The organism is Microbacterium sp. NPDC087592 (assembly GCF_044743585.1).
GTDB lineage: Bacteria > Actinomycetota > Actinomycetes > Actinomycetales > Microbacteriaceae > Microbacterium.
In genome coordinates this window covers 461,521-484,619 of record NZ_JBIUWT010000001.1, presented here as the reverse complement: position 1 = coordinate 484,619, position 23,099 = coordinate 461,521, and the positions used below count along the sequence as shown (strand labels likewise).

Sequence of the window (23,099 nt, the reverse complement as noted above, 5' to 3'; positions counted from 1 at the left end):
CATCCCCTCGCACATCCCGCGGGGAGGCCGGGATGCAGACATGAGAATGAGCATACGGCGAACACCCCGCCGCCGGAGGCGCACACGGCTCACGTGAGGGCGGCGCGCACGATTCGTTCGACCTCGACCAGCGCGGGAGTCAGCTCCGCCGCCGACCGCGCGTAGGTCTCACGCGACCGCCGGTAGGGGTCGATCACGTCGTCGTCATCCCCGGAGGAGGCGGTGACGCCGCGCTGATCGTTGACAGCACGCAGCACGGCGGCGAACCGCTCGTGGGACGACGAGCCGGCCGCATCGGCGGCAGCGCGGGCGTCGTCGGTGCTCACCGTCGATGCGAGGCGCGCGAACTCGCGGACCGTGAAGGTGCGACGCAGTCGGTTCGGCATCATCTTGACCACGTGCGACCGATGCTCGCGTGCCATGGTGAGGACGAGGTCGGCGTCTTCGAGAAGCGGCTCGACCAGGTAGCGGGCCAGGTGGGCGGATGCCGTCGCGGGATCGACGCCCGCCTGCGCGGCCAGCTCCAGCGCCGGCTCGGGCATGCCGTGACCCACCAGGGCATGGGTGCCCGCGCTGTGGACCCGCACGCCGAGCGGTTCGAGGTCGGCCCGCAGCATGACCTCGGCCAGCGGCGACCGGCAGATGTTGCCGGTGCACACGGTGAGGATCGTGAGGCGTGACGAGGGGGCATCCGACGCCGGTGCGCCCAGGATCGCGGCGAGGGGGGCGGCATCCTCCGTGGGGGCGGATGCGGGGGCGACGGGTGCGGACGGTGCTTCCGGGGCGGTGGCGGATTTCTGTCGTTCGCGCCATTCCCGGCGGCTCATGCCGGCCGGCGGTCCATCGTCGTGCTGCGGGTTCACGCCACCAGCCTAGGGCTCCGTGCGGGACGCGACGGCAGCATCAGGATGAGCAGCACCGCGATCACCCCGCCCGCGAGCGTTCCGAGACTGTTGGCGATCACATCGGAGATCGTGGGGTAGCGCGAGGGCATGAGCCCCTGGACCGACTCGATCAGCCCGCTCATCAGGGCGCCGATCAGCACCACCTGCCACAGCCGCAGACGCGACCAGGCGAACGGCAGCAGGAACCCCACCGGGACGAAGAGGGCGACGTTCGCCAGGAACTCGAACACCACGGCGCTCTGATAATAGGGAGCGATGCCGGCGTCGGACACCCACCGTGCCATGACACCGACGAGACCGGTGACCTTCGCCGAGACGTTCGCCGGCAGCCACACCGTGAAGCCGATGAAGAGCAGGTAGCCGACGAGTGCGACCCGCGCCGTCGCAGCCCCGGCGCGGACGGAAGCAGCGGTGGCGGAGGACATCCCGTCATGGTAGCCGCGGCGCCCCGGCGCGACTCTCAGCTTCGGGCGTCGCTCCAACTCAGCTGCTCGATGTAGCGCAGCAGCACGCCCTCACGCAGCGCCCACGGCGACACCTCGAGCTCCTCCACCTTCAGCGCCGTCATCGCGGCATGCAGCGACACCGCCGCGGCCACGATCTGGAACGTGCGATCCGGGGTGATGCCGGGGAGCTCCTGTCGGGCCGACGCGGGTAGCCGCGCCAGCCGAGGGATCCACGAGCCGAGCGAGGCCCGGGGGAGCAGCATCCGTTCGGTCCCCGACCATCCGGGCGCCGGATAACCGACCAGACGTGCCAGCGAGCGGATGGCCTTCGACGAGCCGACGACGTGGTCAGGCCGGGGCAGCGCGGCGAACTGCGGCAGGACCGTGGCGAGCGTCTCGGCGGCGTGGGTGCGCAGCTTCTCGACGTCGGCCTCACCGGGCGGGTCGTTCGGCAGGAACTGCACGGTCATGCGTCCGGCGCCGAGGGGGACGGATGCCGCGGCATCGGGCATCTCCTCCGCGCCCGCGGCGATCTCCAGCGAGCCCCCGCCGATGTCGAGGAGCAGCAGCTGCCCCGCCGACCATCCGACCCAGCGGCGCACGGCGAGGAACGTCAGCTCGGCCTCGGTCTCGCCGTCGAGCACCTGCAGCGGCTGCCCGAGAGCCGCCTCGATGCGCGCGATCACGTCGGCTCCGTTGCGCGCATCGCGCACCGCACTCGTGGCCGTCGCGAGCAGCGCATCGACCCGTTCCGTCTCGGCGACGCGACGCGCCTGGGCCACCGCGGCCTCGAGCGCGACCACGCCCTCTTCCGAGATCGCCCCGTCGGGCGTGAGATAGCGCATGAGGCGCAGCACCGTCCTGTCGCTCGTCGTCGCGAGCGGACGTCCACCGGGGCGGACGTCGGCCGCCAGCATGTGGACGGTGTTGGATCCGATGTCGAGGACTCCCAGGCGCACGGGAAGAGACTACTCGCGCCCGGAGCCGCCATCGCGCTCGTATCGTACGGCCGACCTCGGAAACAGGGCGCCGACACGGTTCGTCACACATGGCAACAGATCGACCCGCCCGAAAGGCGACTCACAGCAGATCGATAATCTCGCGCCATGCCCGATAGCGCCGTCCTCCTGCCCATCGCAGCGCTCACCGTCACCCTCGTCGCGTTCGTCGGCATCGCGTTGCTCCGTCGCCGCGGCGCGGGATTCACCTCGCTCGTCCTGATCGCCCTGGGCGTCGGCATCGGGATCGGCATCGGGTTCCGTGACGGCCTCGAGTACGTCGCCGTTCTGGGGGACCTCTACGTGCAGGTGATCACGGCGATCGTGGCTCCGCTGATCTTCATCTCGATCCTGTCCAGCGTCACTTCGCTGGGATCGGCCGTGAAGCTGCGCACGATCGGGTTGTCGAGCGCCTTCTGGCTGCTCCTCACCAACGCGATCGCCATCGTCCTCACCCTCGCCATCGCGCTGAGCGTCGGCCTCGGGCAGGGAGTGCAGCTCGATCTGCAGGAGGGCAGCGGCGACACGCTCACCGGGCTGATCAAGCCGCTCGACGAGGTGCTGCTCGGACTCTTCCCCTCGAACATCGCCGGCGACTTCGTCGGCAACAACATCACCGGCATCATCCTGTTCGCCCTGCTCTTCGCCGTCGCCTACCTGGTCGCCAACCGGAGCGACGACCCGAACCTGCGCTCGTTTAAGAGCGTGATCGACGGCACCAAGAAGGTCATCATGACCGCGGTGGGCTTCATCATCGAGCTCACTCCGTATGCGGTCCTCGCCCTCGTCGCCACGACGACGGCCACCGCCGTCACGCGCATCGAGACCGTGCTGGCGCTGGCGCTCGTTCTGGTGCTGGCACTCGGGATCGCGTTCATCGACGCCTACGTCGTGAACGGCGTGCTGCTGCGAGTCTTCGCCGACGTGAACCCGATCCGGTGGTTCCGCCTCCTCACCCCCGCCCAGTACACGGCGTTCACGACCCAGTCGAGTGTGGGGACGCTCCCGCTGACCATCCCCACCCTCACCCGCAAGGTCGGCGTGCCCGAGGACGTGGCCGCGTTCACCGCTCCGATCGGCACGACCATCGGGATGCCCGGGTGCGCGGGCATCTGGCCGATCATCGTCGCGGTCTTCTCGATCAACGTCCTCGGCATCGAGTACTCGGTGTGGGACTACGTCGCCCTCGCACTCCTCTGCCTGCTGGTCTCGATCGGCACCGCCGGGGTCCCGGGCACCGCCATCATCACCGCCACCGCGGTGCTCAGCGCCTCCGGTCTTCCCATCGAGGTGCTGGTCGTCCTCATCCCGATCAGCGCGGTCGCCGGGACCGCATCGACGATGGCCAACGTCACCGCGGCGGCCACGGCGGCGACCATCGTGGCACGCCGCCTGGGCGTGCTCGACGACGCCGTCTTCCGCGGCGAACGGCCGCCCGTCGAGGCTCCGGCAGAGCCCGCATCGCGGCGGGAGCGTCGACGTGCGCAGACCGGCCCGACACCCGTCGTCTCCGACCTCGGCGTCCCCGCCGACCTCCCCCTCGGGCAGTGCGAGCTGCCCGCCGCCCGTCCGATCCACGAGAGAGTCTCCCGATGAAATCCGTCCGCCGTTCCCGCGTACTGTCCGCCCTCGCGGTCTCCGCCGCCTTCCTGCTCGCCCCGATCGCGATCCCGACGGCTGCGCACGCCGCGGGCGACGTCTGCGATCTGTGCTCGATCAACTTCGACCTGGGAGCCTGCGAGGGCCTCGGCGGCTACCCCTACGACTCCACGGTGGAGGCACCCCCGGCGGCGGTCTCCGGCGGCGGCGGCGCGCCCAAGCCCGCGCCGGCTCCCGCTCCGGCGCCCAAGCCGGCCCCGGCCCCCGCTCCGGCGCCCAAGCCCGCGCAGCCACCCGCGACGGGCAACGACAAGCCGGCGGCCGGTACGTCGAACTCCACGACCACGAACACGAGCACGAGCACGACCCCGGAGAGGGCGGCGGTCGCGGCCACAGTTCCGACGGCTCCGACCGGCCTCTCCCACGAGATCGACGGAACGACGCTCTCCCTCGCCTGGACGGCTCCGGCCGACGGCGGCTCCGCGCTCACCGGCTACAAGCTGGTCCTGAACGAGGGCACGCCGATCGCCCTTCCGGCAGATGCCACCGAGTACGAGATCGAACTCGGTGAGGGCACGTACGACCTCACGCTGATCGCGACGAACGCCGTGGGCGACTCTCCGGCGTCCGAGTCGATCGCGGGCGTGGAGATCGCCGGCGAGGAGGCGGAGACGGCGAAGACCGCTGCGACCGTCACCGCCGAAGCGCCCGTGGAAGCCGAGATCCCCCTGGCGGCGCCGCTGACGCTCGGCGGCATCGTCGTCGTCGCCGGCGGGCTGCTCACCTGGTGGTGGCTGCGTCGTCGCTCCAGCGCGACAGCGACCGTCCCGGCCGCGGCATCCGACGACGGCACGCCCATCCTCTGACCCCAACACACACGTACCGAGAACAGGAAACCTTCATCATGTCCAGAACAGCACGAGGCAGACGTCTCGCCGCGGGGTCCGTCATCGCGGCGCTCGTCGCGGGCGGAGCCGCGGGTCTCACGGCCCTCCCGGCAGCAGCCGCCCCGGTCCCCACCCCGACGTTCGACTACTTCGCCGACACCATCCCGGGCCTCCGCGCCGGCTCGGTTTTCGAGTCCGTGACGTTCGAGCGGTTCGAGAGCCTCCTCAACAGCGACGGCACCTACGCGTTCCTCCTCGGCGGTCCGAGCGATCCGACCACCGTCGCCACCGCGGCGCAGATCGACCAGGTCGCTCAGCAGTACGGCGTCGACGCGATCTACACGTTCGATCCGCTGCTGGACGGCGCCTCCGTCGACATCCGGACGTTCGTCACGGGGGTCACCGGCGAGGCTGCGGGCGCGCTCTACACGCGCCTCGTCGACGGGTACCTGAACAAGGACACGACCCCCGAGTTCGGCGCAGGCACCGACCCCTACCTCTTCGTCTACGACGGCGACCGCCGCGTGGAGGGCGTCGAGGACCGCATCGTCTCGTCGCTCGGCGGCAGTGAGGACACCACCTCGGCGGCGACGGACGGGTACCGCCAGAAGGTTGCATCGGTGTTCGAGGCCGTCGCGGTGAACGGCCAGGCGACGCTGGACACCCAGTCGCAGTACGAGTTCTTCTCGACCGCGGTCAACTCCCGCCACCGTGCGGCGTACAGCACCAACCTCACCGCGTACGGCGAGACCATCTTCACGGACGCCGACGCCGATGACTTCGTGCTGCAGTCGATCACGTACCCCGAGCTCGTGGACCTGCTCGAGTCGGACGGGGAGCACACGATCCTGTTCGGCGGCACCTGGTGCCACAACACCCGCGCCGTGATCCGCGACGTGAACCACAAGGCCGCGGAGTCCGGCGTGCAGACCGTGTACGTGTTCGACCTGCGCCTCGACGGCTGGAGCGGGGCGAATGCTCACATCCGCGACACCAACTCGTCGATCGCGCACCTCTACGGCGACCTGGTGCAGAAGCACCTCCCGAACCTGCAGACCCAGTACGTCCTGAACGGCAGCGCCGGCCAGCGGGTCGAGTACCACCCGGGCGGCGACACCGCGGCGGACAAGGTGGCAGCCCGCAAGCTGCAGGTTCCGTACCTCTTCGACTACGACGGCTCCGCCACGGCCGCCCCCATCACGAAGAACTGGATCCAGGACAACGGTGAGGCGGGCTTCCGCGAGTACATGACCGAATGGTGGTGGATCTCCGACCTGCAGGGCCCCGCGAAGCGCCCGAACCAGACCGATGAGCAGTACGAGGCCGGTCGCCTCACGAACCTCGCGTTCGCCGATGAGGCGCTCGCGAAGCTCGATCAGTTCTTCGGTCTCGAGGTCGAGCCCGTGGCGACCGCTCCCGCAACGCCGTCGGCTCCGACGGTGACCGCCGTGGGCGATGCCGTCACGGTCAGCTGGGCCGCCCCGGCATCCGACGGCGGATCGCCGCTCACCGGATACTCCGTCACGCTCGGCTCCACCACCGTCGACACCGCGGCGGGCGTCACCAGCCACACCTTCACCGGGGTCCCGGTCGGCACCCACACGGCGTCGGTGACGGCGCGGAACGAGATCGGGAGCTCGCCCGCTTCCGCCACCGCCTCCGTCGCCGTGGGCGGCGACCAGCCCGGCGGGGGCGAGCCCGGCGGCGAGGAGGGGGAGCTTCCCGCAGCGGGGGATGCCTCGGTCACCGTCACCGGCGACCTGCGTCCCGGCGGCGAGATCAGGGTCGAGGGTGAAGGGGTCGACCCCGACTCCGACGCCGTTCGCATCGAGCTGCACTCCACGCCCACGGTGCTCGGCAGCACGACCGCCGCGGCCGACGGCACGTTCGCGCTGAACGCCACGATCCCGGCATCCGTCCCGGCCGGTGGCCACGCGGTCGTCGTGTTCGTCGACGGCGTCGAGGTGGCTCGCACCTCCGTGACGCTGGGCGCATCGGGGCTGGCCAACACGGGAGCTGATGCCGGGCTGCTGATCGCCGGCGGCGTGACCGCCCTGGTCCTGCTCGGCGCCGGCGGTCTGCTGGTGGCCCGACGTCGCGCTGCGTCGGCATCCTGACGCACGCACGTCGCATCCGGACGCCCCTTCCCTCCCGCGGGGGAAGGGGCGTCCGGCGCATCCCGCGTGCGAGCACGCGGATACGATGTACTCCGTGACCACCGTCGACCCCACGCTGCCGCTGTCGCCCTATCGGGAGATCGGCCGCGCGGAATGGGCCCGGCTCGCCGCCGGACTCGAGCAGCCCCTCACCGAGACCGAGGTCGTGGAGCTGCGCGGCATCGGCGACCGGCTCTCCCTCACCGAGGTGCGCGAGGTCTACCTGCCGCTGAGTCGCCTGCTCAGCCTCTACGCGACCGCCACCAAGCGTCTGGGGGCGGCCACGTCGTCGTTCCTCCAGGAGGACGACACCACCACCCCGTTCGTCGTCGGCGTCGCCGGATCGGTCGCGGTCGGCAAGTCGACCATCGCGCGCCTGCTGCGCGAGCTCATGAGCCGTTGGCCCGGCACTCCGCGCGTCGAGCTGGTGACCACCGACGGCTTCCTCTACCCGAACGCCGAACTCGAGCGCCGCGGGATCATGGACCGCAAGGGCTTCCCGGAGTCGTACGACCGCCGCGCGCTGATCGAGTTCCTCACGAACGTGAAGAGCGGCGCCACCGAGGTGCGCGCTCCCTTCTATTCGCACATGCGGTACGACATCGTGCCGGACGCCAACGTCGTCGTGCGTCGTCCCGACGTGGTCATCGTCGAGGGACTCAATGTCCTGCAGCCGCCGCCCGCGCCGAACGACGTCGCCGTGAGCGACCTCTTCGACTTCTCGATCTTCGTCGACGCCGACACCTCGCACATCGAGAAGTGGTACGTCGACCGCTTCCTCGCCCTCCGCCAGGCCGCGTTCGCCAATCCGTCGTCCTACTTCAACGTGTTCGCACACCTCACGGACGAGGAGGCGATCACCACTGCGCTCGGATATTGGAATGAGATCAACATGCCCAACCTCGTCGAGAACGTGATGCCGACGCGGCACCGTGCGCGACTGGTCCTGCGCAAGGGCGCGGATCACGACGTGGAGACCGTGCTGCTGCGCAAACTCTGAGCGCCGTTCGGGGCGAGAGAATGTACGGACGACTCGCAAAAAACCCGCCTTACTCTTGATCGCATGTGTGGAATCGTCGGATACGTGGGCCCGCGCCCCAGCCAGGACATCCTTCTCGCCGGTCTTGCCCGCCTCGAGTACCGCGGCTATGACTCCGCGGGCGTCGCCGTGATCGACGGCGAAGGCTCGCTCGGCATGCGCAAGAAGGCGGGCAAGCTCGCCATGCTGCGCGACTCGCTCGCCGACGCGCCGCTGCCAGACGGGTCGACCGGCATCGGTCACACCCGCTGGGCGACGCACGGCGGACCGACCGACGTCAACGCGCACCCGCACCTGGCCGACGACGACAAGCTCGCGGTGATCCACAACGGCATCATCGAGAACTTCTCGGCCCTGCGTGAGGAACTGCTCGCCGATGGCGTGGTGTTCCGCAGCGAGACCGACACCGAGGTCGCAGCCGCCCTGCTCGGACGGGAGTACGCCGGCAACGGTGGCGACCTGCAGCTGGCCTTCCGCAGCATCGTGAACCGCCTCGAGGGCGCGTTCACCCTGCTGGCCATGCACCAGGACCACCCCGGTCTCGTGGTCGGCGCTCGCCGCAACTCGCCCCTGGTGATCGGACTCGGCGAGGGCGAGAACTTCCTCGGCTCCGACGTCGCCGCCTTCATCGAATACACCCGCAAGGCGCTGTCGATCGGACAGGACCAGATCGTCTCGATCACGCCGGAGGCCGTCACGGTCACCGACTTCGCCGGCACGCCCGTCGAGGCCGAGCCGTTCGACGTGTCGTGGGACGCCGCCGCCGCCGAGAAGGGCGGATGGTCGAGCTTCATGGCCAAAGAGGTCTCCGAGCAGCCCGAGGCCGTCGCGAACACGATCCGCGGTCGCATCCAGGACGGCCAGGTCGTCATCCCCGAGCTCGACGGACTCGACGAGCTGTTCATCGGCATCAACCGCATCATCATCACCGCCTGCGGCACCGCGTCCTATGCGGCTCTCGTCGGCAAGTACGCGATCGAGCAGTGGGCGCGCGTCGCGGTCGACGTCGAGCTCGCGCACGAGTTCCGCTACCGCGACCCGGTGATCGGCGCCGACACCCTCGTCGTCTCGATCAGCCAGTCCGGCGAGACCATGGACACGCTGATGGCCGTGAAGTACGCCCGCGAGCGCGGCGCACGCACGCTGTCGGTCTGCAACACGCAGGGCGCCACGATTCCCCGCGAGTCGGATGCCGTCGTCTACACCCACGCCGGCCCCGAGGTCGCCGTCGCGTCGACCAAGGCGTTCTCGGCGCAGATCACCGCGCTGCTGCTGCTCGGCCTGCACATGGGCCGTGTGCGCGGAGCGATCGCCGACGCGTCGACCGACGTCGCCGAGCTCGCAGCTCTCCCGGAGAAGATCGCGAAGGTCCTCGAGAGCGAGCAGGAGCACGTGACGCAGCTCGCCGGCTGGATGGCGGACACCCGCTCGGTGCTGTTCCTCGGTCGCCACGTGGGCTACCCGATCGCGCTCGAGGGCGCGCTCAAGCTCAAGGAGATTTCGTACATCCACGCCGAGGGCTTCGCCGCCGGCGAGCTCAAGCACGGGCCGATCGCGCTCATCGAGCCGGGACAGCCGGTGTTCGTGCTGGTGCCGTCGCCGCGTCACTCCGCGCTCGTGCACTCGAAGGTCGTCTCGAACATCCAGGAGATCCGCGCTCGCGGCGCCCGGGTGATCGTGATCGCCGAAGAGGGCGACGCGGCCGTGCTGCCGTTCGCCGACGAGGTCATCCACATCCCCCTGGCCGGCGCGATGTTCGAGCCGCTGCTCGCCGTCGTCCCGCTGCAGATCTTCGCGATGGCACTCGCCACCGCCAAGGGACTCGACGTCGACCAGCCCCGCAACCTCGCGAAGTCGGTCACGGTCGAGTAGTCCCGTCTTCACGTCGCACGAATGGCCTTGTTTCCACGGAGACGAGGCCATTCGCACGATTCCTATGCGACGCATGCTCGCTAGGCTGAACGGGTGATCATCGGCACCGGCATCGACCTCGTGGACATCCCGCGATTCGAACGGACGATGACCCGAACGCCCCGCCTCAGGGAGCGGCTCTTCGCCCCCTCCGAGCGAACGCTGCGCCTTCCCTCGCTCGCCGCGAGATACGCCGCCAAAGAGGCGCTCATCAAGGCGCTGGGCGGTTCCGACGGAGTGCACTGGACCGAGATCGAGATCGCCTCCGAGCCGTCGGGACGCCCGCACTTCGTCCTCACCGGTTCGACCGCCGCGGTCGTCGAGGAGCGCGGCATCCGTACTCTGCATCTGACCCTCACCCATGACGCCGGCCTGGCCGCGGCGTTCGTCGTCGCCGAAGGAGCCCCGCTGTGACCGTCCCCTTCCGCGAGGCGTCCATCGATCTCGACGCGATCGCCGACAACGTGCGGCACTTCCGCCGACTCACCGGCGTCGAGGTCATCGCCGTCGTCAAGGCCAACGCCTACGGGCACGGCGCCGCGGCCGCCGCTGTAGCCGCGCTCTCGGCGGGTGCCACGCGCCTCGGCGTCGCCGAGATCCCCGAGGCGCTCGAACTGCGCAGGCAGGGCGTGCACGCGCCCCTCATGGCGTGGCTGCACGCGCCGGGGGAGAGGTTCGAGCACGCGGCCGCGCAGGACATCGAGCTCGGCATCTCCTCGTTCGACCAGCTCGAAGCGGCTGCCGCGGCGGCCACAGTCGACCGCCCGGTGGGCGTGCACCTGAAGTTCGAGACCGGGCTGTCACGCAACGGCATCGCCCCGGCCGACTGGGGGCGTGTGCTCGCCGAGGCCGCGCGCCTCGAACGCATCGGACGGCTGCGCATCGTCGGGCTGTTCAGCCACCTCTCGAACACCTCGGCAGACGACGACAGGGCCGCGCTCGCGAAGTTCGAGGAAGGTGTCGCCGCGGCCGCATCCTTCGGCATCCACCCGGAGATCCGCCACATCGCCGCCACGGCCGCCGCCATCGACCTGCCCGAGATGCGACTCGACGCCGTGCGCATCGGGGTCGGCCTGTTCGGCCTGTCCCCCTTCGACGACCGCAGTTCCGCCGAACTCGGGCTGCGACCCGCCATGACCCTCCGCGGAGCGATCGCCGCCGTGCGCAGAGTGCCGGCGGGCACGGGCGTCTCGTACGGCTACGACCACCGCACCGACCGGGACACGACGCTGGTCCTCGTGCCGCTCGGATACGCCGACGGTGTGCCGCGGAATGCCTCCGGGCGACTCCCCGTCTCGATCGCCGGACGCCGCTTCGTGAACGTCGGGCGGATCGCGATGGATCAGTTCGTCGTCGACGTCGGCGACACCCCGGTCTCGATCGGCGACGAGGTCGTGCTCTTCGGCGACCCCACGCTCGGGGTGCCCTCCGCCGCCGATTGGGCTGCGGCCGCCGACACCATCAACTACGAGATCGTCACGCGCATCGGTCCCCGCGTCCCCCGGCGGGCATCATGAGCGTCGACCCGGCCTTCCTCGGCCGGCGGGAGATCGCGACGACCGAGGCGATGGAGCAGCTGGGCCTCCGCATCGGCGAGCAGCTGGAGGCGGGCGACCTGCTCATCCTCACCGGCCCTCTCGGCGCCGGGAAGACCACCTTCACCCGCGGCCTCGCCGAGGGGCTCGGGGTGCGCGGACCCGTGCAGAGTCCGACCTTCGTGATCGCGCGCACGCATCCGTCGCTCACCGGCCGGGCTCCGCTCGTGCACGTCGACGCCTACCGCCTGGGCTCCGCTGCGGAGCTCGACGACCTCGACCTGGACCTGGAGCATTCGGTGGTCGTAATCGAGTGGGGACGCGGCATGGCCGAAGAGCTCGCCGATTCGTGGTGGGACATCGAGCTCGAGCGGCCGGTCGGTGCCTCCGACCTCGACCGCGCAGAGCTCGACCCCGCAGAGCTCGACGCCGACGCTCCGCGGATCGTCACGATCGTGCGCGAGGGCATCACGTGACGGCGGCTGTGCGCCCGCCGCTCGTCGCCGTCATCATCGAAGACGACCCGGGTGTGCGCTCGCTCCTGGACGAGGTGTTCCTCGCCGCCGGTTTCGAGACCCACCTCGCCGGTTCCGGGCCGGAGGGCATCGCCGCGATCGAGGAACACCAGCCGGTGATCACGACCCTCGACATCAATCTCCCCGGCATCGACGGGTTCGAGGTCGCGAGGCGCATCCGCCGGGTGAGCGACACGTTCGTCATCATGCTGTCCGCGCTCTCCGACGAGTCGGACGTGGTCCTCGGGCTCACCTCCGGTGCGGACGAGTACCTCGTGAAGCCGTTCCGGCCGCGAGAGCTGCGCGCGCGGATCGAGGCGCTCCTCCGGCGCCCCCGGATCGTCGACACGCGCCCGGGCCCGACGCCGGCCCCGGCCGTCGTGCACGAGCCGGGGACGGAAGGCGCCACCGTCTTGACCTGGCGGGGCCTGGTGCACCGCGACCTCAGCGTCGACCTGGACACGCGGCTCGTGCTGATCGGGCAGAAGCGGATCGACCTCACACCCACTGAGTTCGACCTGCTCGCCGCCATCCTCGAAGCGAAACTCCGGGTGCGCAGCAAAGCGGACCTCGCGCGCGGGCTGCGCGGCGCTCCCGACGGCTCCACCGACTACGTGAGCGAGCCCGACAAGCGCGCGATCGAGACGCACATCGCGAATCTGCGGCGCAAGCTCGGCGACAGCTCTGCGCGACCGCGCTACATCGAAACAGTGCGCGGTGTGGGCTATCGCCTCGCTCCTGCCGATGACACGGCGACCTGACTGGGGCGGGGCCGCGGCTCCCCAGCCGCGGCCCCGGTGCCTGCGAATCCCCATTCGCGTGGCCCCAGCGTCTGCGTTGTTCCCCAGTCGCAGTGTCGGCCCCACTCAGAATGCTAGGGCTGCGGGGACGCCTGAAGAGCTGGCACCCGCGATCTTTGAGTAATCTTGCGGTAAAGCTGAGGTTCTTGGGGGAGGGCGAGCGTCGATGATCCGTACCGTGTCGATCTGGCGCTGGCAATTGGTCTTCACCGGCAGCATGGTGGCGATCGTCGTGATGGTCGCAGCCTTCAAGCCGCAGACTCTCGGCATACCCTTCTTCCTCGCGGGGATCACGCTGATCGTCGTCACGACCATCGCGACGCTGCTCGTCCCGTGGCACCGCCTCCCACCGAACGCGGTGACCGTCGTGCCGTTCCTCGACGCGCTCGCGGTGGGCTTGACCACCAACGCTCCCGACCTGCGGCTCGGGTTCCTGTGGGTCTTCCCGGTCGTGTGGCTGGCGTCGTACTTCACCATGCCGTGGGTGGTGGGAGGCATCGCCTTCATCGGCCTCTGTCTGGTGGTGTTCTCCGATCGCACCGGCACGCCGGCCGACGTTCTGCTGCGCGTGCTCACCGCCATCATCACGCTCGGCTTCCTCGGGGTGACGGTTCGCATCGGGGCGCAGCGGGCGCGTGCCTCCCGGCGGCTCCTCCAGCGTCGCTCCGAGCAGATCAACCGCGCAGCGGAGCGTGCCGAGACCAACCAGCAGCGGGTGACGCAGATCATCGATGCGCTCGGGGTGGCCCTCGTCGTGGTCACGGCGGAGGGACGCATCCTGCAGATGAACGATGCCTACCGGGTGCTGTACGGCCGGGATCGCTTCGGAGCCGCACTGCCCACGGCGGCCGTGGAGTACGACGGACGGCGCGGCGCGACCGTGCCCCCTGAGCGCACGACCCTCGCCAGGGCGGCCGCCGGCGAGCAGCTGCAGGACGAGCGCGTGTGGCTCTTCGACGGCACCGGCAAGTGGCGTGCGCTGGAGGTGACGACGCAGACGGTGGCCAGCGCGAAGGCGCGCGACCAGATCACGCTCGTCGTCATCGACGACGTCACGATGCTCCTCGAAGCAGCAGAGGAGCGCCGCGCACTCACCGCGATCGTCTCCCACGAGCTGCGCAATCCCCTCACCGCGATCGTCGGCCACGTCGACCTGCTGCGCGAGCGCGAGGATCTGCCGGGCCGGGTCCCCGCGCAGCTCGAGGTCATCGCCAATGCCGGAGAGCGGATGCAGGAGCTCGTGACGACCATGCTGGACCAGACCGTGCCGCCGACCGAGGACCCGTTCGAGCCTGTGGACCTTCGTCAGATCTTCGATGCCGCCGCCGCATCCGCTGCGCCGCTGATCGCGGTGAATCGCCAGGTGCTGGAAATCGTCGGCGTGGATGCCCTCATCATCCACGGGGATGCCTTCCGGCTGCGTCAGGTGCTCGACAATCTGCTCAGCAACGCCGTCAAGTACACGCCCTCCGGTGGGCGCATCACGGCCCGGCTGCGGGCGATGGGTGCGCAGGCCGAGCTCGTCCTCTCCGACACGGGCATGGGCATCGCGCCGGATGAGCTGCCCCGGCTGTTCGAACCGTACTTCCGTTCCGACGCCGCCATCCGCGGCGGCATCGCCGGCACCGGTCTCGGCATGGGCATCGCCCGCGAGATCGTGGTCGCCCACGAGGGCACCATCGAGGTCACGAGCGAGGTGGGGCAGGGCACCACCGTCACACTCCGTTTTCCCCGCCGTCGTAAGAAAGAGGTGCAGGCATGACGCCTCTCGTGCCCGTGAACGTCGACATCACCACGAGCATGGTCGCGGTCGTCACCGTCCTGACGGTGCTGGTGCTCGGCCTCGCCACACTCGCCCGCCCATCGCGGGCGACGGTGATCTGGGGTGCCGCGTTCGGGCTCGGCATGCTCGGTGCGTACCTCTGGCTCGCGGGGCACCAGAACGACTTCCAGCCGCTTCGCAGTGCGGCATCGGCGCTGCTGCTCTGCTTCGAACCGCTGATCTGGATCGGTCTGCGGGTGCACCTCGGACGACGCGCTCCCTGGTGGATCGTGGTGGTGTTCGTGGCCGTCGCTCCCGTGTTGCTCGTCGCGACATCGGACTCGCCCTGGTATCTGTCCGCTTTCAACCTCGTCTTCGTCGGCAGCGGCGTCTTCGCCGGTCTCGTCGCCTACGAGCTGCTGCGCAGGCAGCCGGTCTCGCGGGACATCATTCTCCCGCTCGCGCTGGCGTCCTGCGGCTTCGTGATCGTGTCGGTCGCCAGCGCGGTCAGTGCGCTCACGATCGGCACGGCGAGCTCCGCGGAACAGCTGGACGCACTGCGCGGCATGAACGCCGTCGGCACCATCGCGGTGTCGACCTGCGCGGCCTTCACGCTCGTGCTGCTGGTGCGGGCGGGGGAGTCCCGACCCGCCGAGACGGATGGGGTCGCGCAGCGCGCCCGTCGGCGGCTCCGGAAGGCCGAGGTGCAGAACGACCACGGCTGGTCGATTCTCGAGGTGCGTCTGGACGACCCCGCCGACCTCCGCGAGGCGATGTCGGGCTCGGAGTTCGCACGCATCGTCGATCGCTTCCACGACGACATCCAGGAGGCGCTCCCGCCGCTGGCCGATGCCGAGCGCATCGCCGACGACCGTGCCGTCGTGGTGATCCGTGCGAGCGATGAAGCGGTCAGGTTCCATGTCAGGGCGGTGCTGAGCCGGATCTCCGACATCGACCATGACCGGGCCGTCGGTGGCGTCCGCGCCTCCGCCAGTATCGGTTGGGCCACGGCCGACACCTGCGGCTACGACTACGACGTGCTGGTGGCCGCTGCAGGACGGGCGGCGGCGCGGGCACGAGAGGCCGGTGGCGATCAGTGGAAGCGAGCGGCCGAGGCCGACGCGACGGTCGCCTGAGAGGTTGAGGTCGTCGACGGCGGACGACGATCCTCCGTCCGTATGCGGGTCAGGACGGGCGCGACTCGCGGCCACGGGCGAGGGCGGCGACGATCGCATCCTCGGCATCGGCGCCGGTCTCGGCAGCGGCGGACACGTTCTCCGCGACCACGGCCTCGATGATCTCGGTCCGCTGGATGCGCGTCTCTCGCGGCGCCTTCACGCCGATCCGCACGCTGTCGCCCTTGATCTCGAGCAGCGTGATCTCGATGTCGCCGTCGATGCGCACGCTCTCACCGATCCGCCTCGTCAAAACCAGCATTCGTTCAGCCTACTGCCGCGGAGACGGCGCCGATCGACGGGGCCGCGGCGTCACGGACGACACCGACCGTCTCGATGGTGAGCGCGGCGGACGTCGCCTCCGTATAGGAGAGCACGGGGAGGCCGTCGGTCTGCGCGGAGACGAGTCGTCGCACTGCCGGACGCAACGACGGAGCGCACACCAGCACCGGCTCTCCGCCCTCGCGCACCGAGGAGACGGCCTGCTTCACGGACTCCACGACGGACTCCATGCGCTGCGGGTCGAAGACGATCTGAGTACCCTCGTCGCCGGGACGCAGGTTCTCGAGCATCGCCTGCTCGAGGAGCGGGTTGATCATCACGACGCGGAGGATGCCCGCGTCGGCGAAGCGCGCGGCGATCGCCGGGCCGAGCGCGGCCCGCGCCGCCTCGATCAGTCCTTCCGGGTCGGTCGACGTCCTGGCGCGCAGCGCGAGCGCCTCATAGATCCGGCTCAGGTCGTTGATCGGCACGCGCTCGGCGAGGAGACCCTGGAGCACGCGCTGGATCTCGGCCAGCGACAGCAGGGCGGGCGTGAGCTCCTCGACCGCGGCCGGGGAGGCCTGCTTGAGGGCGTCGGTGAGCTGCCGGACATCTTCCCGGCTCAGCAGACGCGCGGCATGGGCGTGGATCACGCTGGAGAGGTGCGTGATGATGACGCTGGCCCGGTCGATGACGGTGGCCCCGGCGAACTCGGCGCTGTGCCGCATCTCCAGGGGGATCCACTTGCCCTCCAGCCCGAACACCGGGTCGAGCGTGGCCGTACCCGGAAGGGACTCCAGGCCCTGTCCGAGGGCCAGCACCGAGCCGATCGGTGCCGTGCCGCGCCCGGTCTCGACCCCGGCGATGCGGATCACATAGGTCGCCTGTGCGAGTTCGATGCTGTCGCGGGTGCGCACCGGCGGGGTGATCAGGCCCAGGTCGAGGGCGATCCGACGGCGGAGCGCCTTCACACGCGCCAGGAGGTCGTCCGGGCCGCCCGTGACCAGATCGACGATGTCGGGCGAGAGGAGGATCTCGAGCGGGTGCACCCGCATCTTCTCGATCAGCTCCTCCGGCTGGTCGGTCGGAGCGGCCGTCGGGGTCTGGGCCGCGATCGCCTCCTCCCGCTGTTGGTTCGCCTTGATGCGCTGCGCGACGAGCAGCAGGAGGGCTCCGATCGCGACGAACGGCAGCATCGGCATGTGCGGGATCAGCGACATGATGATCGCGGCGCATCCCGCGATGATGAGCGCGTTGCGGGACTGCCCGAGCTGCGCCGATGCCGCCGTCCCCATCTCGGCCTCGGCCGTGGAGCGGGTGACGATCATGCCCGTCGAGACCGCCATGAGCAGCGCCGGGATCTGCGTGACGAGCCCGTCGCCGATCGTGAGCAGGCTGTACGTGCTCACGGCCTCGTCGATCGCCATGCCGTGCTGCACGATGCCGATCGCGATGCCGCCGATGAGGTTGATGATGATGATGACGAGGCCGGCGATCGCATCGCCCTTCACGAACTTGGACGCACCGTCCATCGCGCCGTAGAAATCGGCCTCCGCGGCGACCTCCGCACGGCGCTCGCGGGCCTCGGCATCGGTGATGAGACCGGCGTTGAGGTCGGCGTCGATCGCCATCTGCTTGCCGGGCATGGCGTCGAGCGTGAACCGGGCGCCGACCTCGGCCACGCGCTCCGCGCCCTTGGTGACGACCACGAACTGGATGACGACGAGGATGAGGAACACCACGGCGCCGATGATGAGCGAGCCGCCGACGGCGATCGCCCCGAACGCCTCGATCACCTGACCTGCGTACGCCTCCCCGAGCACCAGACGTGTGGAGGCGACGTTCAGCCCGAGCCGGAACAGCGTCGCCACCAGCAGCAGCGAGGGGAACACCGAGAAGTCCAGCGGCTTCTTCACGAACATCGACGTGAGCAGGATCACGAGTGCGAACATGATGTTCAGGATGATGAGGATGTCGAGCAGGAACGGCGGCACCGGGACGACGAGCAGCATGATGATGCCGACGACCCCGATGGGCACCATGAGCTTGACGAACAGCTGTCTCATGCGGTCCTCCGGTAGGGAAGGGTGTGGATGCCGCGGGCGGCGCCGCGCCGACGCAGCGCGTCGACGAACACCAGCACGCGCGCGACGGCGTTGTACAGGTCTTCGGGGATCTCCTGGCCGAGCTCGCACGCGGCGTGCAGGGCGCGGGCGAGCGTGATCTCGCGCACGAGCGGCACACCGGCGCGCACGGCCTCGTCACGGATGCGTTCCGCGATCACACCGCTGCCCTTCGCGACGACCTTGGGGGCCGCGCGACCGGGCTCGTACCGGAGGGCGATCGCGATGTGCGTCGGGTTGACGACCACGACATCCGATCCGGCGACCGCGGCGATCATGCGGTTGCGGCTGGCGGCGAGCTGCCGGGACCGCCGCTGCTGACGGATCAGCGGATCGCCCTCGGAGTTCTTGCTCTCGTCGCGGATCTCGCGCTTGGTCATGCGGGTGTGCTTGCGGTTGCGGCGCATCACGACGAACATGTCGATCGCGGCGAGGACCAGACCGACGGCGATCGCGGTCTGCAGCAGGGCGGCCGTGCCCTCGGACGCCGTGCCGAGCAGGCGAGAGATCGAATGGGCGCCGCTGGCGGTGAGCACCGGCATCAGCCCCGCGATGACCACCCAGAGCGCGATGCCGATCGCCGCGGTCTTCAGCAGAGCCTTGGCGCCCTCCCACAGTGCCTGCAGGCCGAACACGCGACGGATGCCGCTGACGATGTTGAACTGCTCGAAGCGCCCGGTGAGCGGTTTCAGATGCACGCCGCCCTGGACCACGGCGCCGATCAGAGTGACGATCGCGACGGCGGCGAGCATCACCGCGATGGTCGGGAGCACGGAGCCGAGGCCGCGCTCCAGCGCACCGAGTGCCGCCTCCGGCGTGGGGCTGAACACCAGAGAGGTGACGGTGAGGAGCTGCTCGGTCCCGGCGCCTGCGCCGAGGGCGATCGCCGCGGGCATGGCGATCGCCGCGGCCCCGATGCCGAGCCACGCCGTGAGGTCCTGGCTGCGCGAGAGGCGCCCCTTCTTGCGGGCCTCGTTGAGGTGCTTGTCGGTGGCCTTCTCGCTGCGTTCGCCGGTGTCGGTGCCGCTCACTCATGCACCCCCTGCATCATCTTCAGCGCCTGCCCGGAGAGGGCGTCGACGATGCCGGGGAGCACCGCGTACACGGCACCGGCCAGCAGCAGGGTGAGCAGGATCTTCACCGGGAAGCCCATCGCGAAGGCGTTGAGCGCCGGCGCGACCCGGGTGATCAGTCCGAGCCCGACGTCGGCGAGGAACAGCACCAGCACCAGGGGACCTGCGATCTGCACGGCGGCGAGGACCATCTGCGACACCCCGTCGATGAGGAGTTCGGCGGGCCCGGCCACCTCGAAGATGCCGTCGACCGGCACCGCCTCGAAGCTCCGGGCGAGACCGGCGAGGATCAGCTGATACCCGCCCGAGGCGAACAGCAGTGTCAGCGCGGTGATGTGGAAGAGCCGGGTGAACTGGGCGCCGTTCACGAGCGAGTGGGGGTCGAACGCCTGCGCGAGCTGGAACCCGCCGAAGACGTCGATCAGGCTGCCGGCGGCTTGGAGCGCGGCGAAGCACAGGAAGACGAGGAAGCCGAGCAGCGCTCCCGTGAGCACCTGCAGCACCAGGGCTCCGAGGAACGGGCCGGTGTCGAGGTTCTCGTAGCCGGGAGCGACCGCGGTGCCCACGGCGAGGGAGAGGCCGATGGCGAGCATCGCCTTGACCCGCACCGGGATGGCGCCGTAGGAGAACGGCGGGGCGATCATGATGAAGGCGGTGATGCGCACCGCGGCGAGCATGGTCGCCTCGAGCCACGCGAAGTCGATGGGGATGAACACGCGGTCACCCGCTCAGCAGGGTGGGGATGCGGGCGAACATCTCGTTCGTGAAGGCGATCATCTCGGCGATCATCCAGTTGCCGGCGATGAGCAGCGCGATGCCGACGGCGACGATCTTCGGCACGAACGACAGCGTCACCTCCTGCACCTGCGTGATCGACTGCAGCAGCGAGATCGCGAAGCCCACCACGAGCGCCGTGACGAGCATCGGGGCGGCCAGCTTCGCGGCGATGATCAGGCCCTGGGTGCCGATGTCGATGACCGCTTCCGGGCTCATCCGACACCCCCGTAACTCTCCAGCAGGGCGCGGATGATGAGGCCCCAGCCGTCGACGAGGATGAACAGCAGGATCTTGAAGGGCAGCGAGATCATGACCGGCGGCAGCATCATCATGCCCATCGACATCAGCGCCGCGGCGACGACGAGGTCGATCACGAGGAACGGCACGAAGATGACGAAGCCGATGATGAAGGCGGCGCGGAGTTCCGAGATCATGAACGCCGGGATGAGCGTGTACATCGGCACGCTCGAGGGATCCTCGGGGTTCGGCTGCCCCGCCATCCGCGTCATCAGGGCCAGATCCTCTTCGCGCGTGAAGCGCAGCATCCACTCCTGGAGCGGCAGCTGGCCGACGTCGATCGCCTGCGTGAAGGTGAGCGTGCCGTCGATGTACGGCTGCACGGCGACCGTGTTGATCTCGGTCAGCACCGGCCACATGATGAACAGCGACAGAAAGAGTGAGAGCCCGGCCAGCACCTGGTTCGGGGGGATCGTGGGCAGCGACAGGGCATTCCTGGTCATCGCCAGCACGACGAAGATCTTCGTGAACGACGACATCATCAGCAGAAGTGCCGGGGCGACCGAGAGCAGCGTGATGCCCAGCAGGGTCAGGATCGAACCCGAGGGGCCGCCGTCGACGCCGTTGATGTCGATCGTTACGCCCTCGCCCGGGTCGTCGGGGGTGACCTCGGCGTGGGCGGCGGTGCCGGTGAGCAATGTGAGCACCGCGACCAGGACGAAGGCAGCGAGGAGGATCAGTGCGACCCGTCGCAGCGCGCGGCCGTCGACGACCCCACGGGACGCGCTCATCGCGTGCGCCGGATGGCCTCGGCGGTCTGCCGCCAGGTTTCGGGGGAGAGGATGGAGCCGCGCAGGGGATCGTTCCGATGACGCACCCGGCGCTGCGGAGCCGGCCGGGTCGGCGATGCCGCGGGCGTCTCGGTCAGGGCGGTGGCGGCGAGGATGCGGTCGAACTCCGCGGCATCGGATGCCGCCTCCGACGTGGCCGTCGACCACTCGGCGCGGGTGTCTGCATCGGGTTGCGCCGCGGCCTTGACCGGAAGCTTGTCGACCACGCTCACGCCGTGCTCGGTGACACCGAGGACGTACCGGGCGTCCTCGGTCTGGACCACGACGACCTGTGCCTTCGGACCCACGCCCTGCCGACCGAGCACCGTGATGACCTCGCCGTCGCGCCGACGCGCCTGCGTGCGCGCGACGCGGCGCTGCAGGAACCACAGCACCCCGAGCACGGCGGCGAGCGAGAGCACGACCCGCAGGCCGAGCAGGAGGTCGTCCAGGGTCAGGCCTCGACGTTCTCGAGGATGCGGGTGATCCGCACCGCGTAGTCCTGGTCGACCACGACCACCTCGCCGTGCGCGATGATGCGGCCGTTGAGCTTGATGTCGGCCGGGGCGCCGGCGGAGCGGTCGAGCTCGACGATGCGGCCGGGCTCGAGGTCGAGCACATCGCGCACCGACATGCGGGTGCGGCCGATCTCGACCGTGAGCTCCATCTCGACGCCGGCGATGCGGTGCAGACGCCGGGTCGAGCTCGATGCCGCCGCCGGAGCGCGGGTGACGACGACGGCGAGGCGTCCGACCGTGCGATTCGCATCATCCTGCAGGTCGAAGAGCTGCGCGGTCGGGTTCGAGAAGAGCGGAGAGGCATCGCCGATCACGGCATCACCGAGCGCGCCGGCTCCCAGGGCGCTCGTCGAGGCTTCCAGCGCGTCGCGCAGCCGATCGGCGAGGGGCGCTCCGGAGAGCCCATCGACCAGGGTCTCGGCGTCGAAGAGCTGCACGGCGAGCTGCGCGCTCGCCTCGCCGACGAACTGCACGATCACGGCGTCGCCGGGATCCCCGGACACCTGCGAGGCGCGGGCGGTGACGGGAGCGGCGGTCGGCAACGACGCGGCGAAGGCGGCCGCGACGGCCGACTCATAGGTGGTGGTGCTGGTCACGCGGGCTCCTCGGCGAAGACGGGATCGGGGACGGTGGTGGCGACGACGCACGCGAGACGGGCGCCGGCACTGCCCACGGCGGCGGTGGCGACGGTCTGATCGCCCACGGCGAGCAGCATCGGGCGATCGGCGGAGTGCGGGAAGGAGATGATGTCGCCGACGGCGAGGTCGAGCACCTCACGGGGGAGCACGGCGCGCGGGGCCAGACGCAGCGAGAGCTCGATGGGGGAGACCTCGACCTGGCGTCGGACCAGGCCCGGCGCTGCGGCGCGGTCGGCGTCGGAGGTGCGCACGGTGAAGCCGGCGAGCACCGACGCCGGCAGCATGACGCTCACCGGCACCGCCCGACCCGCGAGGCGCATCGAGAAGCGGGCGACGATGACCGGTTCGCCCGATGCGGCGACCTGGGCGAACTGCGAGCTGTACTGGATGCCGCTCACGGTGACACCGGAGGGGAGCAACCCGTCCAGCGAGCCGGTCAGGTGGTCGAGCGCGTCGACGATGAGGGAGCGGATCAGCGCCTGCTCGATCGGGGTGAACGTGCGGTCCTCCGACGTCGCGGACGCTCGTCCTCCCACCATCTGCACGATCCACGTCGTGGCGGCGGAGGTCGGCAGCTGCACGATGAGTCGCTCGTCGGAGTCGGGCAGCGCGCACACGATCAGGGTCGTCGTGGTCGGCAGCGAGGCGGCGTACTCGCCGTAGGTCAGCATCCCGACATGCTCGACGGCGATGGTGGCACGCACGTGGATCTTGGCCGAGAGCTGCGCCGACCACTGCCGGGAGAACGTCTCGAAGGCCAGCTCGAGGGCGCGGGTGTGCTCGCGCGAGAGGGTCGCCGAACGGCCGAAGTCGTACACCTCGACTTCGGCGGTCTTCGTCGCCGTCGCTGTGCGCACGTCGGAGCGCACGCTGTCCTCGATCACCACGAACCCGACTATCGGGTGGTGATCGAC

The 23,099-nt window shown here is 70.0% G+C and carries 23 protein-coding genes; 11 read left to right on the top strand and 12 right to left on the bottom strand.

The window, feature by feature from the left end:
* Positions 1–89 precede the first annotated feature (89 nt).
* Genes ACIOTO_RS02355 through ACIOTO_RS02345 form a run of 3 tightly spaced genes read right to left on the bottom strand, consistent with a single transcriptional unit; the run spans position 90 to position 2,310 of the window.
* Positions 90–863: a low molecular weight phosphatase family protein gene (locus ACIOTO_RS02355; RefSeq protein WP_231481678.1), complete on the bottom strand. Its 774-nt coding sequence runs from the start codon at positions 861–863 to the stop codon at positions 90–92.
* Positions 860–1,330: a VanZ family protein gene (locus tag ACIOTO_RS02350; RefSeq protein ID WP_400856245.1), complete on the bottom strand. Its 471-nt coding sequence runs from the start codon at positions 1,328–1,330 to the stop codon at positions 860–862. The genes ACIOTO_RS02355 and ACIOTO_RS02350 overlap by 4 nt, the downstream gene beginning before the upstream one ends.
* Positions 1,331–1,365: 35 nt before the next feature.
* A complete protein-coding gene (locus ACIOTO_RS02345) occupies positions 1,366–2,310 on the bottom strand; it encodes a Ppx/GppA phosphatase family protein (protein WP_372468651.1) in 945 nt (314 codons plus the stop codon).
* 147 nt (positions 2,311–2,457) lie between these two features.
* Here ACIOTO_RS02345 and ACIOTO_RS02340 point away from each other — a divergent pair, with 147 nt between their 5' ends.
* The 11 genes from ACIOTO_RS02340 to ACIOTO_RS02290 all read left to right on the top strand — a co-directional run bounded on the left by ACIOTO_RS02340 (position 2,458) and on the right by ACIOTO_RS02290 (position 15,689).
* On the top strand, positions 2,458–3,945 hold the full coding sequence (locus ACIOTO_RS02340) for a dicarboxylate/amino acid:cation symporter (protein ID WP_400856243.1): 1,488 nt from the start codon (positions 2,458–2,460) through the stop codon (positions 3,943–3,945).
* Positions 3,942–4,814: a fibronectin type III domain-containing protein gene (locus ACIOTO_RS02335; protein ID WP_400856242.1), complete on the top strand. Its 873-nt coding sequence runs from the start codon at positions 3,942–3,944 to the stop codon at positions 4,812–4,814. The genes ACIOTO_RS02340 and ACIOTO_RS02335 overlap by 4 nt, the downstream gene beginning before the upstream one ends.
* Before the next feature lie 38 nt (positions 4,815–4,852).
* The gene (locus ACIOTO_RS02330) at positions 4,853–6,952 is read left to right on the top strand and encodes a fibronectin type III domain-containing protein (protein WP_400856240.1); all 2,100 of its coding nucleotides are present in this window, start codon (positions 4,853–4,855) and stop codon (positions 6,950–6,952) included.
* An 85-nt stretch (positions 6,953–7,037) separates the two neighbouring features.
* The gene (coaA, locus tag ACIOTO_RS02325; RefSeq protein WP_091035079.1) at positions 7,038–7,991 is read left to right on the top strand and encodes a type I pantothenate kinase; all 954 of its coding nucleotides are present in this window, start codon (positions 7,038–7,040) and stop codon (positions 7,989–7,991) included.
* A gap of 63 nt (positions 7,992–8,054) precedes the next feature.
* Complete coding sequence (gene glmS / locus ACIOTO_RS02320; RefSeq protein WP_091035077.1) at positions 8,055–9,902, top strand: glutamine--fructose-6-phosphate transaminase (isomerizing); 1,848 nt, start codon at positions 8,055–8,057, stop codon at positions 9,900–9,902.
* Positions 9,903–9,995: 93 nt separating this feature from the next.
* Entirely contained in the window at positions 9,996–10,355 is a 360-nt protein-coding gene (locus ACIOTO_RS02315) for a holo-ACP synthase (protein WP_029261110.1), read from the top strand.
* On the top strand, positions 10,352–11,458 hold the full coding sequence (gene alr / locus ACIOTO_RS02310; protein ID WP_400856238.1) for an alanine racemase: 1,107 nt from the start codon (positions 10,352–10,354) through the stop codon (positions 11,456–11,458). The genes ACIOTO_RS02315 and alr overlap by 4 nt, the downstream gene beginning before the upstream one ends.
* Entirely contained in the window at positions 11,455–11,952 is a 498-nt protein-coding gene (gene tsaE, locus ACIOTO_RS02305) for a tRNA (adenosine(37)-N6)-threonylcarbamoyltransferase complex ATPase subunit type 1 TsaE (RefSeq protein ID WP_400856237.1), read from the top strand. The genes alr and tsaE overlap by 4 nt, the downstream gene beginning before the upstream one ends.
* Entirely contained in the window at positions 11,949–12,752 is an 804-nt protein-coding gene (locus ACIOTO_RS02300; RefSeq protein WP_400856236.1) for a response regulator transcription factor, read from the top strand. The genes tsaE and ACIOTO_RS02300 overlap by 4 nt, the downstream gene beginning before the upstream one ends.
* A 205-nt stretch (positions 12,753–12,957) precedes the next feature.
* A complete protein-coding gene (locus ACIOTO_RS02295; protein WP_400856234.1) occupies positions 12,958–14,553 on the top strand; it encodes a sensor histidine kinase in 1,596 nt (531 codons plus the stop codon).
* On the top strand, positions 14,550–15,689 hold the full coding sequence (locus ACIOTO_RS02290; protein ID WP_400856233.1) for a hypothetical protein: 1,140 nt from the start codon (positions 14,550–14,552) through the stop codon (positions 15,687–15,689). The genes ACIOTO_RS02295 and ACIOTO_RS02290 overlap by 4 nt, the downstream gene beginning before the upstream one ends.
* Before the next feature lie 49 nt (positions 15,690–15,738).
* On the opposite strand, the gene csrA is transcribed toward ACIOTO_RS02290, so the two are convergent.
* From csrA to ACIOTO_RS02245, 9 genes are read right to left on the bottom strand one after another with little or no spacing between them, the layout of a single operon-like run.
* Positions 15,739–15,990, bottom strand: a complete 252-nt coding sequence (gene csrA, locus ACIOTO_RS02285) for a carbon storage regulator CsrA (protein WP_105711647.1) — start codon at positions 15,988–15,990, stop codon at positions 15,739–15,741.
* 4 nt (positions 15,991–15,994) lie between these two features.
* Positions 15,995–18,055 (bottom strand): flagellar biosynthesis protein FlhA, encoded by a 2,061-nt coding sequence (locus ACIOTO_RS02280; RefSeq protein WP_400856232.1) that lies wholly within the window; start codon positions 18,053–18,055, stop codon positions 15,995–15,997.
* Positions 18,052–19,143 (bottom strand): flagellar biosynthesis protein FlhB, encoded by a 1,092-nt coding sequence (locus tag ACIOTO_RS02275; RefSeq protein WP_105711645.1) that lies wholly within the window; start codon positions 19,141–19,143, stop codon positions 18,052–18,054. Before ACIOTO_RS02275 ends, ACIOTO_RS02280 begins: the two co-directional genes overlap by 4 nt.
* Positions 19,140–19,901 (bottom strand): flagellar biosynthetic protein FliR, encoded by a 762-nt coding sequence (locus ACIOTO_RS02270; protein ID WP_091035054.1) that lies wholly within the window; start codon positions 19,899–19,901, stop codon positions 19,140–19,142. Before ACIOTO_RS02270 ends, ACIOTO_RS02275 begins: the two co-directional genes overlap by 4 nt.
* A 4-nt stretch (positions 19,902–19,905) precedes the next feature.
* The gene (gene fliQ / locus ACIOTO_RS02265) at positions 19,906–20,178 is read right to left on the bottom strand and encodes a flagellar biosynthesis protein FliQ (protein ID WP_400856231.1); all 273 of its coding nucleotides are present in this window, start codon (positions 20,176–20,178) and stop codon (positions 19,906–19,908) included.
* A complete protein-coding gene (gene fliP / locus ACIOTO_RS02260) occupies positions 20,175–20,990 on the bottom strand; it encodes a flagellar type III secretion system pore protein FliP (protein WP_400856230.1) in 816 nt (271 codons plus the stop codon). Before fliP ends, fliQ begins: the two co-directional genes overlap by 4 nt.
* The gene (locus ACIOTO_RS02255; RefSeq protein WP_400856229.1) at positions 20,987–21,451 is read right to left on the bottom strand and encodes a FliO/MopB family protein; all 465 of its coding nucleotides are present in this window, start codon (positions 21,449–21,451) and stop codon (positions 20,987–20,989) included. The genes fliP and ACIOTO_RS02255 overlap by 4 nt, the downstream gene beginning before the upstream one ends.
* 32 nt (positions 21,452–21,483) lie before the next feature.
* The gene (gene fliN, locus ACIOTO_RS02250) at positions 21,484–22,143 is read right to left on the bottom strand and encodes a flagellar motor switch protein FliN (protein WP_400856228.1); all 660 of its coding nucleotides are present in this window, start codon (positions 22,141–22,143) and stop codon (positions 21,484–21,486) included.
* On the bottom strand, positions 22,140–23,072 hold the full coding sequence (locus ACIOTO_RS02245) for a flagellar motor switch protein FliM (protein WP_400856227.1): 933 nt from the start codon (positions 23,070–23,072) through the stop codon (positions 22,140–22,142). The genes fliN and ACIOTO_RS02245 overlap by 4 nt, the downstream gene beginning before the upstream one ends.
* Positions 23,073–23,099: the final 27 nt, after the last annotated feature.